This is a genomic window from Vibrio sp. Isolate33, assembly GCF_022397895.1.
Lineage (GTDB): Bacteria > Pseudomonadota > Gammaproteobacteria > Enterobacterales > Vibrionaceae > Vibrio > Vibrio pomeroyi.
This window is the reverse complement of sequence record NZ_JAKEUP010000002.1, coordinates 342,234-355,069: the sequence shown is the minus strand read 5'-3', so window position 1 is coordinate 355,069 and position 12,836 is coordinate 342,234. Positions and strand designations below refer to the sequence as shown.

Genomic DNA, 12,836 nt, shown 5'->3' with positions numbered 1-12,836 from the left:
TTTTGTTCTGAGTAACCGATTTTACACAACGTATTGGAAGATAGCGCCACCAATGATGGCTGTCGTTAAGACGATTCCTACAAACGCGATTACGGCTTTTCTTTTTAGAACTGCAGATACTAGCGCGATTTCAGGCAAACTGGCACCTGTACCGCCAATAATAAGTGCCAATGCCGCGCCTAAGCCCATTCCTTTGGCAATTAACACGTTAAGCAGTGGAATCGCCATCTCGATACGTAGGTAAAGCGGGATACCAATCAATGAAGCGACCACGATAGATTGGAAGCTATCACCACCCACGTATTTCTCTACCAAGTCTGCAGGCAAGTAAGCTGCCGAGAACCCACTGATCGCTGCACCCAATAGTACATATGGGATGATTCGTTTGAACAAAGCCCAAGCTCCACCCATTGCATTACGCATTCTTGATGCTGAAGAAGAAGCCGCGCCACAAGTCTTGTCTGTGTTTTTGGTATTGCTTGAACCTGAGCAGCCTTTGCCTTTGGTGTCTTCAAGCTCAGCACCACGTTTGATCTCGTTTCTCCAAGGTGATTTAGAAATCAAGTAACCACCAAGAACCGCTGCGGTAAAGGTCACCAAGAAGTACACCACGGTGATCTTCAATCCGAACGCGGCATACACCATCGCCAATACGATGAAGTTACACAGTGGCGCCGAGATGATGAAGCTCATCACAGTACCTAATGATGCACCCATCGACGCCATTGCCATGGTCACCGGAACCACGGCTGCGCTACAAAACGGAGTCAACATCCCGAACAATGCGCCCAACAAGGTTCCCCATTTATCGTGTTTGGTCAGCGTCGCTTGGAGTTTATCTTGAGGGATATATTCTCGCATGATGCCAGTCAGAACCGACACAATGGCGATGATAACGACCAGACCTTTGGCCACATAAAAGAACTCATTTAACGCAATAACTAATTTAGCATCCACAATTGGAATCTCTAGCAAGTGAAAAGAGGCTGAATCATATACACGCATGCACAATTGTGCAAGTGTGTATATTTAAGTTAATTGAAAATAAACTAGGTTAAGTGTGCTTGTGGTTTATGGTTTTCTTTCGGGGTAGTTGTGTCTTTATTTTTTTAACTTATAAAAATCAATAGCTTAAATTATTCATGTAAGGCGAGGGATAGAGGGTGAAAGTAAGACAAGTTATTTGAAAAATAATAATGAGACAGCGGGAATGTGTGGGTTATTCGGGAATTACATTCTGTGAATGCGAGGCAAGCACAGAATATAACGTCTAGTATCACCGGGCAGGATCGATACTCGAATACATACTGAGTAGCAGGAATTAGCTTAGGACAGTTGAGCGCTACGCTCGATTTAACTCAGTACGATTTTATTGAGTTGGATGTTTATTGAGTTGGCATTTCAATGTCACCTGATTGCTCTGCCCAAGCAGCAAAGCCACCTGCGAGGTTTTTAACAGGCTTTAAGCCCATCTCCGCGGCCATCTTGGCAGCGTAAAGAGAACGCAAACCGTGGGCACAATAGAACACGTAGGTTTTGTCTTGGTTGAATACTTTATTGTGAACGGGGCATTCTGGATCAATCAAGAATTCCAGCATGCCTCTTGGGCAAGTAAAAGCGCCGGGAATAATGCCAAGCTTGTTTCTTTCTTCGGCTTCTCTCACATCGACAAACACGTAGTCATCAAGTGTGTTTTGCTTGTCGTCGCTGCTGTTGAATAGCGCTATTGCTTCTTCTACCGACATATCTTCAACGACTTGGTAGGCTTCTTCTTTGAGGGCTTTAATGCCTTTGGTAATGGTTTGTGCCATGGTTTTCTCTCTCATTAAATTGGGTGATGGTGATTAAATTAAGTGCATTTTATTAAGTTAGATGACAGTTATTTCGCAACATTGCCCGCCACATTCAGCGCGTCCCATGTTCGTGCAAAAGGAGGAGCGTAGTTGAAATCAAGGTAACCCAATTGTTGAGTCGTCATGCCTGCAGTAATCGCAACGCCTAATGCATTTAGCCGACCCACAGCGCCTTTCTTACCGACAATTTCTCCACCTAAAAGGCGTTTAGATTCAGGGTCGTAAGCAAGTTTTATCTTGATGTCTTCTTGGCCGGGATAATAATCCGTTTGGTTCTTGTCATTAATGACAGAGGTACTGGTTGGCACTGCATATTGGTTTGCCATCCAATGAGAAATGCCCGTGCTAGCAAGCTCGTAATCAAGCACTTTCAAAGACGATGAACCTAAGAAACCATCGAGGAAGGTCTCTTTGCCTGCTAATTTGTCGGCCATCATTCGAGCCTGTTTATTGGCTGTGGTGGCAAGTGGCAAATACACGGGCTGATCGAGCGCTAAGTGATGAACCGTCGCGCAGTCACCTACGGCGTAAATATTGGCTACGGGTGTCGCCCCAAACTTATCGACTAACAAAGCGCCGTTGGGGAGCTTTGGTACATCAAACAATTCGGTATTGGGTTTGAAGCCAAGCGCCAGAATTACGATGTCGGCTTGAATCGTGGTGTATTCAGGTTCTGCCGTATAGCTAATGGCTTCGTTGGTGGTATTGGTCGTGGATTGAGTTTTGCTCACCGTAAGCAGATAACTCGTTTTCTTATTATTTCCTTCGCCGCTGTCTTTTGAAGCAAAACGCTCGATGTGTTCGACTTGGGTATTGGTCAGCAGACTGGTTCCTGAGTCACGAATGGCATCTTCGACGTCGGAGATCATCTCTGGGCTGAATTGGCGGCTCATGATGTGCGCTTCGCGCTCAATAATGGTGACGTCTTTTCCTAAGTCATGTGCCGCATCGAACATCTCTAATCCAATAAAACCTGCACCAATGATTGCAACGCGAGGTTTATCTACTGCGAGCATGGCTTGTTTCACGGCAACGCCATCTTCCATGCTAGTGAGTGTGTAAACGTGTTCGGTGCTATTCGAATCAGCACGCTCATGATTACCCACACGAAAAGAGGTCGCGAAATCTGGAATTAAAGGGCGCGCACCTGTCGCAATGATTAACTTATCAAATGGAATATCTTGTGACTCGCCTTGCGTGCTGACTGTGATGATTTGCTCGGCCGCATTCACCGCGATCACTTCTGTATTGATGTGAACATCGAGCCCTGAATCGATGGCTTGCTGTGGTGTGCGAGAGATCATGCGCTCTGTAGTTTGAAACTTGTCACCAACAAAGTAGGGTAGGCCGCACGCACCAAATGAAAGGTAGCTGCGTTTTTCAATCACGATAACATCATCTGTCGGTTGGTTTCTTTTGTACTTGGCAGCAAAGCTCATACCTGCGGCACTGCCACCTAAAATTACGATTTTCATAGTGGTACTTCTCTTATAAGGGCGCGGCATTCGCACCCAGTGTTCATTTGGATGAATTTGAATAACTTGAGTGATTTGCGTTAAGCAGGAATCTCGTTATTGGCTGTGTTCGACGGGGATTGTGCTTTGTACTGTTCTGTATTTAATGAACCGTTAGTTTTGGCAGTCAGCACGCCAGACAACATCGAACCTGAGATGTTGAGAGCGGTACGCGCCATATCAATCAAGGCTTCAATCGAGACCAGTATCGCGACAATTGTGATGTCTAGTCCCATGATGGTTAGCACGGCAACCGCTGCGAAAGTTGCGCCGCCACCGACCCCTGCAATACCGAATGAAGCAATGGCAATCACGGCGATAAGTTGCAGAACAAAGCTCAGGTCAATTGGGATACCCATTACTTGCGCTGCCATGATGGCGAGCATTGCTGGGTAAATACCTGCACAACCGTTTTGGCCAATACTAGTACCGAATGTTGCCGACATATTGGCTGTTTCTTCATCCACACCAAGGCGTTGAGTTTGTGTTTCTACGTTTAGTGGAATGGCGGCCATGCTTGAGCGAGAACCGAAGCCGAAGACCAATACAGGCCAAGATTTTTTCGCGAATATCTTTGGAGACAAACCAAATAAGCTTACAAGCACAAGGTGAACCACAAACATCACTGCGATTGCTGCGTAGCTTGCGATAACGAATCGCCCCATTTCTGAGAGTGCGAACAAATCGTTGTTCATCATGAATTTGGTCATCAAAGCGAACACGCCATAAGGGGTAAGCTTTAATATTTCTCGCACCATCGATAGTACGACTTCTTTCGCTGCATTGATGAAATCAACAAAACTTTGTACTTTCTCTGGCTTACGCTTTTTCACTTGTAGGATGCTAAAGCCAAGGAACATACCAAATAGAACCGTCGACAGTGTTGAGGTTCTTTCTGCACCCGTCAGCATCTCAAAAATATTGGCTGGGATGATAGACAACACCAAGCTAGTAAAGGTGTTGTTCGACATCAGTTCTTGAGTCGAAAGCAAGCTATCACTGCGCGCTTCAATGGCGGTGTTAGTCCCCATTGCAGAAACTAAGCTGTTCGCGTCTATATTGAATAAGTAGATACTCGCAATACCGATGATCGCCGAGATAGCCACTGTGAAAATCAACACACCGATGACTTTCGGTGCGATTTTCGAGAGGGCGCTGGTGCCTTCTACGTTCATAACAGAAGCTGTCATCGCAACAAACACCAGTGGAATCACTATCATCTGCAGCAGCTTGACGTAGCCATTCCCGAACAGAGAAATTAGCTCAGAGAACTGCAGGCCAACCGCACTGTCTGTTCCTAGTGCTATTTGGATAATGCCGCCAAAAAGAAGGCCGCCAGCCAGTGCGCTAAGCACACGGAAGTTGAAGCTTTTCTTCTGTTTTTTAAAGCGAGATAGCACGACGTAAAAGCCGAGGAAAATGGCACTCAGTGCCAGTAAGGTTAAGCTCATTTTCAGCTCCTATTATTTACAGCTAATTAAAATCACCAGATCGAGGCGCAGAATGTGTGTGAGGTGTTTTTACCAAAGGCGCACAAGGTTTGAAGCGTTGTCCAGTGAAGGAATACCTGTAAGACGGAGCTTGATAAAAAAAGACGGTAAAAAATCTCAATTAATTTTCAAATAAAGAAACGGGCGCTTTTCCGGGTGTGTTTTTCAGCCATTTTTCAGAATGACGGGCAATTTCTTCGTCTTTTTAGGCGCTGTATCGTCTTGGTCAAATGAGCTAAATTTGGTGGCTATGTTTGGTGAATCTTGGCGGTTTATGATGGGATCTATTCGGGTGAGTGTGCCGCGGGATAATCAGGGGGGAAATCAAGAATTGAACGGCTTTGAGCGATGAGTTTTAAATAAAACGGTGCCATGACGAATTCGCCATAGCACCGCTGTTATTTTAATCTTTAGACTTTCGATTAAAGGCTGTTTTTATACACTTTGCCGTCTTTCATGATCAGCTTTTGTGTCTCTGTATTTGCTACACATGCCACACCTTCCAGTGGGTTACCGTCGATAATCAATAGATCGGCATACGCACCTTCAACAATCTGACCTAGCTTGCCTTCTTGGTAAGGGTGTTGGTAAGTCGACATCTCGAACAAGCGTCCGCAGTTTGATGTCGCCATGCGAAGTGCCGTGATGGTATCGAATACTTGTTCAATTGCACCAAGCTCATTCAATTGTGTTGCATGCACATTGGTTTCACCGACACAGTCGGTACCAAACGCGATGTTTTGGATATCGTATTTCTTGATAAGCTCTGCCGACTTGAACATGGCTTTACCTACACGCTCTGTTTTGCGGTATGTCTCTTCGTTTGGTAGCGGGATCTTACGCGCTGCAATCAGTGAAGAGGTAAAGTAAGACGGAATCACCCAAATACCTTTCTCTTTGATGATCTCGGCTATGTCGTCATCCATGATGGTTGCGTGTTCGAAAGACATCACGCCCGCTTCCGCTGCACGGCGCATCGCATCGGAAGTGTGGATGTGCGCAGCAACATAAGTGCCATAGTCTGAAGCGGCTTGTACTGCGGCTTCCATTTCGTCAGAAGTAAACTGCAACGTGTCTAGCGGGTCGAAGGTTGATGATGCACCGCCACCTGCCATGATCTTGATTTGTGACGCGCCCATAAACAGTTGTTCACGTACCGCTTTCAATACTTCTGAACGGCCATCAGCCACTCGCATTGCACCAAGCTTCATCATTGGTGAGTCTTCATGCCCGTTAGCCAAACGTTCTTGCGCTTGGTTCTGGCGGTAATCTGAGTGGCCACTGGTTTGTGAAATCGCTGCCATTGAAGGCAGAATACGTGGACCAGTTGCGTAGCCGTTATCGATACTTTTCTTAAGGCCAAGCGTGTTACCCGCTACGTCACGAATGGTGGTAAAGCCGCGCATCAGCATCTCTTCTGAAATCTTTGCTGAGCGAATCGCCACTTCTTCACGTGTCATGGTATCAATCACATTGAAAGGTGCAGATAGCGTGATATGAACGTGCGCATCAATCAAACCTGGCATTACCGTGCCACCTTGAGCATCGATAATTTCATCGGCTAACGTTGCATCAACCTCGCCAATTTGTGTAATCAAGTTGTCTTCAATAAGAAGTGATACGTTCTCGATTAGGTTGTTATCAACACCGTTAAATACGTTCGCGTTAGTGATTAGCTTTTTCATAGTCTGCACCTTTTGGAAATGAGTGTGTGTCGCTGATGGAGTTATCTTATGGCGGGCAGCATTTGAAAAATGGCCATTTGGTGACAAGCAATGATGAGATTTATCTTTTGGTGCTTTTCTATATTTTTGAAAATTGCTTTATAGCGGGAAGCGAATTATCGGTGTGGTAAATGATCAATCGATGAAAACTAATAATTTAGAATGGAATGGTTGTGGTGTCATCAAATGGTAAGTTTTGCTCCGATTCGAACGCTAAGATGTATTTCAAATCGAGACTACTTATCCAATTAGAGAGAAACAGAATGACTAAATCAGACAAAGTTTACGGATTCAACACACCACAACGTCTATTCGTAGGTTACACGTTAGCTGTGCTGGTGGACTTAGTGGTCCTTAACTTCTTCGATGAGTATTGGGACTTCGTGAACATTGAGTCTTTCACTATTTCTTTGATAGCGGCGTTGCTGCTACAGCTATTGTTGAAGCTCTCTATTGGTTTGGAACATAAGATTGCCGAGCACTTCAAAAGTAAGCCGGGTACAGCACCTAAGATTTACCGAGCAATCACTACTTACATCATTTTGGTGGGTTCAAAATTCGTAATGCTTGAAGCGATTAACTTATTGTTCGGCGAGAAGGTGAGCTTTACTGGCCCTTGGAATGGTGTAGTAGCGTTCTTCGCAGTGGTATTTACGATTCTGATTGCTGAAGTGGTTGTATCGAAGATCTACTTTGCACTTGATGATAAAGCCGCTGAAGACAAACCAGTAGCGCAATCATAATTGAAGGCGAGTCCATCGCCCAATCGAGACTGACATAAATAACGAGCCAGCTAATTGCTGGCTCGTTTTCGTTTGTGTGGCGTATAACCTTGATCTATTCGATACACTTGTTGGCTTTACTTCTCGTAAATCACATCCCCTCGCAGCACCGTCATCAGTACCTGAGTCTTGGCGATGCCTCTTGCTGACAAGGTGGTGATGTCTCGGTCGAGAATAGCGAAGTCAGCCGATTTTCCAACTTCAATAGAACCTGTTACGTCTTCAATTCCAAGGCTCTTGGCTGCATTGAGGGTGTAAGCGTCGATGGCTGTGTAGATATCGGTTAGGCCTGTTTTACCCATGATTAAGCTGTTCGCGATGCCGACCAACGGGTTGATGTCGTGTACATTCCAGTCACTGCTTAGGGTGATATTGGCGCCGGTTTTGAGTATTGCGTCCAGGTTCATCATGGCTTTGGCGCGGCGAGCACCAAGGAAGGTTTCGGCCCATTGGTGTTGATGCCTTGCAATGTAATCAGACCCGACTTGGAAATCCGCCGAGACATTGAGCTGCTTGAAGCGGGGAACGTCCTCATCATTGATCAATTCAACGTGGGTTAAGGTGTAAGGTTTTTGCGAGCCTTGTTTACGCACGCTTTCTATTGCATCAAGGGATTCACGAACTGCACCGTCACCAATCGCATGAATGTGCGCACTAAAACCGATTTTATCGAGTGCGCTGAGCCACTCTTTCATCTGTGCTGGTGGAATGTAGTTCAAGCCGTTCGGCGACTGTGGTCGATAAGTATCTAAGTAGGGGGCGAGTGTTTTTGCTGTGCCATTAATGAAGATACCATCGCTGTACATTTTTACCTGATCGACCAGCAGCAGACGGTTTTTGTCATCGGAATACATCTTCTCGAATACTTCGAGCTGAGAAGGTATCGCCATCGATGGATACACCCAAGGGCGCAATGACACTCGCGCAGTTAAATCTTGGTTTTGTTCTGCCTCTAGCCAAACGTCATACCAACCTCGTTTCCAATACATCCGACCGTCACCTATGGTGGTGATGCCGTGCGCGGCCGCTTCTTCAAGACCGTACATTAAGCCTTGGTAGCTCTGTTCAAAGAGCTCGCTTTGACTGTTCCACGCCATCTCCATGATTTGGTCACCAGCATTATCCAATAATATGCCGTTAAGCTTTCCGCTATCAGGAGCTTTTAGATATGCACCGCCTTGTGGGTCTGGAGATTGTTGGCTGATTCGTGCGATTTTCAGTGCTTTAGAGTTGACCCACATCGAGTGTGAGGTTTGCTCCATGATGACTACGGGGCGGTTTGGGAAGACACTGTCGATGATCTCTAGTGGTGTGTATTCAGAATCGCTGTCGAGTGTCGGCCCCAAAGAAAAACCATAACCCATTAGCCAACCTCTGCCATCGGTATCAGCATTGATCTTACACGCTTCTAGGTAGGGGATTTGTTCTTCTAGTGTGGCTTCAGAATCCAGTTCGCAATTACCACCCAGCTCGGAGGCGGCCTCGAAAACATGGTTATGATTATCAATGAAGCCCGGAAGAACAAAGGCATTTTCTAAGTCGATGACATCGGTATTTTGCCCTTGAAAAGCTTTTGCTTGCGAGTGGTCACCGATGAAAATGATCTTACCTTTGTGAGTAACGATCGAGTCAGATTCACGATGCCCGTAGATGTCGGCATTAGTAAAGATTTGATCAGCAGTTTGGCTTTGGACAGCTGTTTTTTGTTGCACAACGGTGTTGTCTTGTCCAAATACGGGCGAAACAGCGCCTAAATTGGCGAGTAAAGCGATCCATGCAGTGCGTGGCAAAGTGAGCTTGTTGTTCATTCTTATGTATTCCATGTTCCACTGTTTAATAAGTATAGAAAGCGAGTGGCCAGTGTGAAACTCTACATGAATGACAAATAAAAACAGCGTTTAATCAACAAGCTGTCGTTTTAATGAGTTTTTAATTACGACTCTTGCCTTAGGCTTTTACGCAGATCTTTTTTGTATTCCTCATAAGAGTTATAGCCATAGAGTTTCCAAGTCTGATCACCCTTAATGTTGTGGTTGTAGGTGATCTCTCCGATCCACTGCTGACGTGTGGCAAGAATCATAGCGCGGATTTTTAATAATAAAGTGTCCATAGTTGCTCTCCTGATTAAGTTCACCTGCAGTATATTTAGCGGTGACCACCAGATGAGTATCGTTAGCGCAATGTTCAATACTTTTCAGTCAATGTGCTCATTTGAATGGTTTGATGCGTATACTTTCAATATTAAAAGGTCACTGAGCACCGCAATGAAGGGTTACTTAGAAAAGGTGCCACAACGAATTGGCACATCATGGCGCTATAAGAAAATTGTCGAGAACAGTAAAAGCTACGGTTGGCATAGACATGAAGAGTATGAGATAGCGATACATCGTCACTTTACTGGGCATAGTTTTATCGGGCATCACCAAAGCGATGTGTTTCACAATCACATGATTTTGGTGGGGCCAGATTTGCCTCATGCTATTTATTCAGAAGAGAGCGCAGACAACTCACGAATATGTGAAACGCATGTGGTTTGGTTTCGCAAAGATTGGATAGAGCAATTAATCGCGTGCTGTCGCGAGCTCGAACCGCTGCGTGCTTTGCTAGAGGATTCAAAGAAAGGTCTGCAGTTTTCGCCTGTTACTGCAGAGAAAGCGACGGAACTGTTAAACAAGGTGATGGATCAGTCGCCACATCAACAACTGCTTACCTTGTTCTCTCTGTTTGCGCTATTGCTTGAGGATCAAGAAGTGGTGCAGTTGATAAACCCTGTATTTAATTCGGATGATGAAGATGAGGCTAGCGATAAGTTGGACAAGGTAGAAGCCTTCTTGGTGAATAACTTTATTCGAGATATCTCAGTTAACGATTTAGCCAAGCATCTCTATATCAGTGAGAGCAGTGTTAGGCGGCTTTTTCAAAAGCATTACAATGAGAGTTTTAGCCAGCGGTTAAAGAAAATTAGGCTCAACGTGGCGTGTGATTTGTTGCTCAACACATCACTGCCTATTAGTTTGATTCTGGAGAAGGTGGGTTACGACAACCAAGCTAATTTCAATCGCCAGTTTAAATCCTATAAGCAGGTAACACCGACTCAATATCGCGCGGCAATGAAGCATCATTGATTCATTCACCAACGAAACAATTCCCATAAGCTTCTGAATAATTTACTGTTATATGAACTATAAAAATGGATTTAACGTATTACCAAGGATGTAAGTTAAGGCTCTCACATGACTTACTCGAAATACTAAGAAAACAAGTCGAGGTTAGGATGAAGAAAATATTATTGCTGCTGAGTGTCATTCTGTTGGGTGGATGCGTAGGCATGCCCGAAACAGTAAAGCCCGTTCAACAGTTTGAATTGGATAGATACTTAGGCAAATGGTACGAGGTGGCTCGTTTGGACCACTCGTTTGAGCGTGGCCTCAATAGTATCAGCGCTGAATACAGCCTGCGTGATGATGGTGGCGTGAAGGTGATTAACCGCGGCTATTCGGATGAAGATGGCGAATGGAACGAGGCGGAAGGTAAGGCGTACTTTGTCGAAGGCAGCGATCAGGGTTATCTGAAAGTGTCGTTCTTTGGTCCATTCTACGGCGCTTATGTGGTGTTCGAGCTGGATAAAGAGAACTACCAATACGCGTTTGTTTCTGGCCCAGATACCGATTATTTATGGCTGCTTTCTCGAACTCCGGAAGTCTCATCTGAGGTCATGGAGAAGTTCAAAGCGATGTCTAAAGAGCGTGGCTTCAATACCGATGAATTGATTTACGTCGAGCACTCAAAATAACGGTATGTAGAGGTTTCTTGGTCTTTACGTAACTTTACGTAAAGACCATGTTAAGTGTAATGATAATGAGTCAAAATAACACCTAGGTCAGAGACATAGAGTGGTCATTATGAATAAATCATTATCGAAACAGACGGTTATTTTCCATTGGCTTACCGGCATTTTGTTTATCGCTGTGTTTGTTATTGGACTTCAATTCGAAGGCATGCCTCGAGGTCCCGAAAAAGGCGAGTTAATGGGGCTGCACAAATCGTTGGGTTTGATTGTTTTAGTTGTCGCACTTTCACGCTTTGTATGGCGTTTGAAAGAAGGGGCAATTGAGAGTGTGGCTGTATTAACGAGAGCACAAGAGCTTGCTGCGAAAGGCGTTCATCATTTCTTGTTACTAGTGACGTTAGCGATGCCAATTTCAGGTGCCGTAATGAGTGTTGCTGGTGGGCGATCGTTAGAGCTATTCGGCATTGAGTTGATTGCTGCTGGTGAGAAAACGGAATGGTTGCAGTCTGCGGCTTCTTTCGTTCACGTTAATGCGGTGAACTTGATTATAGTGGTGTTTGCCCTGCATGTTTTGGGTGCATTGAAACACCAATTAGTCGACAAAGATGGCACACTGAGCCGCATGCTTGGTCGTTCATCGTCTGCGAGCAAATAGCAAAATCAGACATCAAGATTATCTCTTATTTAGCGAACCTAACTTTGGTCTTGGTTGAAAGATGAATATAAAAACACTCTGCATATACCGAGTGTTTTTTTGTTTGTGCTACCTGCAAATCATACGCACTAAGCTTGCTTGCGAACCTGCAATACGCTCAGTACTGATAGCGAAAGGAAGAACGCAGGGTCGCTCCAACCAAAGCCAACAAAGATACCGGTGAAAGCGGCATACAGTGTGATGATCGCACCCAGCATATTGGTGACAACCAAGCCTTGGATGAGCTTTTTTGCACTGATTCCCGCTTCGATATCTCGCAGTAGCCATGTTATCGCAGCAATACCACCAAGGAAGATACTGGTGTGTTGAGAGAGAAAGTAAGCGTACTTGTCATTAATTTCCACGCCGTACATAGGCCACATGACCGTTGGTAGGAAAAACAACGCGAAGGCAAACCCTGCGTAAATGATGCCGTGTAGGCTTAAAAACGTTTTATTGTTCATCTGTTATCTCTCTATCTCGTGCCTTTCGCTAACTCTTGATTCATTCTATTAGCCGTTGATTGGGCCTTTGTTAATGTTAGTTAATGGCTGGTTTACGTCAAAAATCACGCCGCGAACTTCTTCTACGCCCATTTCTTTCAAGCGAGCGGCATGCATAGCTAAGTAAGCTTCAGCACTGAGCTGATCTTCAAAAAGGTAGACACCACCGCCTAGTTTTTCGGCTTGGTTTTCTGTCCAGATTTTCCAGATCATGCCCGGCTCGTTGTTGATGGACTTGGCTAGGTCTACGAGTGCGTTCGACATTTCTTCACCGAAAGGGCCGTTAAATTCAAAATCAACTTGTAGTAGTTTCATGGTGTTTCTCCGTTTTACAAATTTCGTGTAACAAAATCCGCTGAAAAATAGGTGTTTAAGACAAACAAGCCATTCTCGTTTGTTGTTGAGATTTATATTGCCTGTTGAAATAGATATTACCTGTAAAAAACAGACAGAAAAGTTCATAATATTGCCATTAACTGTCAGGAT

13 protein-coding genes are annotated in these 12,836 nt (G+C 44.9%); 4 read left to right on the top strand and 9 right to left on the bottom strand.

The window, feature by feature from the left end; all coding sequences use genetic code 11:
• Window positions 1-21 precede the first annotated feature (21 nt).
• From L1D37_RS04845 to L1D37_RS04825, 5 genes are all read right to left on the bottom strand, one after another.
• Window positions 22-957 (bottom strand): permease, encoded by a 936-nt coding sequence (locus L1D37_RS04845; RefSeq protein ID WP_239847074.1) that lies wholly within the window; start codon window positions 955-957, stop codon window positions 22-24.
• A gap of 428 nt (window positions 958-1,385) precedes the next feature.
• Window positions 1,386-1,811 (bottom strand): rhodanese-like domain-containing protein, encoded by a 426-nt coding sequence (locus tag L1D37_RS04840; protein WP_239847073.1) that lies wholly within the window; start codon window positions 1,809-1,811, stop codon window positions 1,386-1,388.
• A 68-nt stretch (window positions 1,812-1,879) separates the two neighbouring features.
• Window positions 1,880-3,328, bottom strand: a complete 1,449-nt coding sequence (locus L1D37_RS04835; protein ID WP_239847072.1) for an FAD-dependent oxidoreductase — start codon at window positions 3,326-3,328, stop codon at window positions 1,880-1,882.
• Between the two features lie 80 nt (window positions 3,329-3,408).
• The gene (locus tag L1D37_RS04830) at window positions 3,409-4,818 is read right to left on the bottom strand and encodes a cation:dicarboxylase symporter family transporter (RefSeq protein ID WP_239847071.1); all 1,410 of its coding nucleotides are present in this window, start codon (window positions 4,816-4,818) and stop codon (window positions 3,409-3,411) included.
• 461 nt (window positions 4,819-5,279) lie between these two features.
• Window positions 5,280-6,542, bottom strand: coding sequence for an amidohydrolase family protein (locus tag L1D37_RS04825; protein WP_239847070.1), 1,263 nt, complete (start codon window positions 6,540-6,542; stop codon window positions 5,280-5,282).
• A 302-nt stretch (window positions 6,543-6,844) separates the two neighbouring features.
• Between L1D37_RS04825 and L1D37_RS04820 the strand changes: the two genes are divergently transcribed.
• Window positions 6,845-7,324 (top strand): hypothetical protein, encoded by a 480-nt coding sequence (locus L1D37_RS04820; protein ID WP_239847068.1) that lies wholly within the window; start codon window positions 6,845-6,847, stop codon window positions 7,322-7,324.
• A gap of 116 nt (window positions 7,325-7,440) precedes the next feature.
• Here L1D37_RS04820 and L1D37_RS04815 read toward each other — a convergent pair whose 3' ends face one another.
• The gene (locus tag L1D37_RS04815; RefSeq protein WP_239847066.1) at window positions 7,441-9,171 is read right to left on the bottom strand and encodes an amidohydrolase; all 1,731 of its coding nucleotides are present in this window, start codon (window positions 9,169-9,171) and stop codon (window positions 7,441-7,443) included.
• Between the two features lie 125 nt (window positions 9,172-9,296).
• On the bottom strand, window positions 9,297-9,473 hold the full coding sequence (locus L1D37_RS04810; protein ID WP_239847064.1) for a hypothetical protein: 177 nt from the start codon (window positions 9,471-9,473) through the stop codon (window positions 9,297-9,299).
• A gap of 52 nt (window positions 9,474-9,525) precedes the next feature.
• On the opposite strand from L1D37_RS04810, the gene L1D37_RS04805 reads away from it, so the two are divergent.
• The 3 genes from L1D37_RS04805 to L1D37_RS04795 all read left to right on the top strand — a co-directional run bounded on the left by L1D37_RS04805 (window position 9,526) and on the right by L1D37_RS04795 (window position 11,808).
• A complete protein-coding gene (locus L1D37_RS04805) occupies window positions 9,526-10,488 on the top strand; it encodes an AraC family transcriptional regulator (protein ID WP_239847063.1) in 963 nt (320 codons plus the stop codon).
• 149 nt (window positions 10,489-10,637) lie between these two features.
• Entirely contained in the window at window positions 10,638-11,156 is a 519-nt protein-coding gene (locus tag L1D37_RS04800) for a lipocalin family protein (protein ID WP_026084473.1), read from the top strand.
• Window positions 11,157-11,265: 109 nt separating this feature from the next.
• Window positions 11,266-11,808, top strand: a complete 543-nt coding sequence (locus L1D37_RS04795) for a cytochrome b (RefSeq protein WP_239847062.1) — start codon at window positions 11,266-11,268, stop codon at window positions 11,806-11,808.
• 128 nt (window positions 11,809-11,936) lie between these two features.
• On the opposite strand, the gene L1D37_RS04790 is transcribed toward L1D37_RS04795, so the two are convergent.
• Both L1D37_RS04790 and L1D37_RS04785 read right to left on the bottom strand, forming a co-directional pair.
• Window positions 11,937-12,311, bottom strand: a complete 375-nt coding sequence (locus L1D37_RS04790) for a hypothetical protein (RefSeq protein WP_017633098.1) — start codon at window positions 12,309-12,311, stop codon at window positions 11,937-11,939.
• Between the two features lie 48 nt (window positions 12,312-12,359).
• Window positions 12,360-12,665, bottom strand: a complete 306-nt coding sequence (locus L1D37_RS04785; protein ID WP_176681680.1) for a monooxygenase — start codon at window positions 12,663-12,665, stop codon at window positions 12,360-12,362.
• Window positions 12,666-12,836 lie beyond the last annotated feature (171 nt).

Bases quoted from the DNA above. Each gene is read 5' to 3' on its own strand.
- L1D37_RS04840 (WP_239847073.1), bottom strand. From the start codon at position 1,811: ATGGCACAAACCATTACCAAAGGCATTAAAGCCCTCAAAGAAGAAGCC.
- L1D37_RS04835 (WP_239847072.1), bottom strand. From the start codon at position 3,328: ATGAAAATCGTAATTTTAGGTGGCAGTGCCGCAGGTATGAGCTTTGCT.
- L1D37_RS04830 (WP_239847071.1), bottom strand. From the start codon at position 4,818: ATGAGCTTAACCTTACTGGCACTGAGTGCCATTTTCCTCGGCTTTTAC.
- L1D37_RS04825 (WP_239847070.1), bottom strand. From the start codon at position 6,542: ATGAAAAAGCTAATCACTAACGCGAACGTATTTAACGGTGTTGATAAC.
- L1D37_RS04820 (WP_239847068.1), top strand. From the start codon at position 6,845: ATGACTAAATCAGACAAAGTTTACGGATTCAACACACCACAACGTCTA.
- L1D37_RS04815 (WP_239847066.1), bottom strand. From the start codon at position 9,171: ATGAACAACAAGCTCACTTTGCCACGCACTGCATGGATCGCTTTACTC.
- L1D37_RS04810 (WP_239847064.1), bottom strand. From the start codon at position 9,473: ATGGACACTTTATTATTAAAAATCCGCGCTATGATTCTTGCCACACGT.
- L1D37_RS04805 (WP_239847063.1), top strand. From the start codon at position 9,526: ATGAGTATCGTTAGCGCAATGTTCAATACTTTTCAGTCAATGTGCTCA.
- L1D37_RS04800 (WP_026084473.1), top strand. From the start codon at position 10,638: ATGAAGAAAATATTATTGCTGCTGAGTGTCATTCTGTTGGGTGGATGC.
- L1D37_RS04795 (WP_239847062.1), top strand. From the start codon at position 11,266: ATGAATAAATCATTATCGAAACAGACGGTTATTTTCCATTGGCTTACC.
- L1D37_RS04790 (WP_017633098.1), bottom strand. From the start codon at position 12,311: ATGAACAATAAAACGTTTTTAAGCCTACACGGCATCATTTACGCAGGG.
- L1D37_RS04785 (WP_176681680.1), bottom strand. From the start codon at position 12,665: ATGAAACTACTACAAGTTGATTTTGAATTTAACGGCCCTTTCGGTGAA.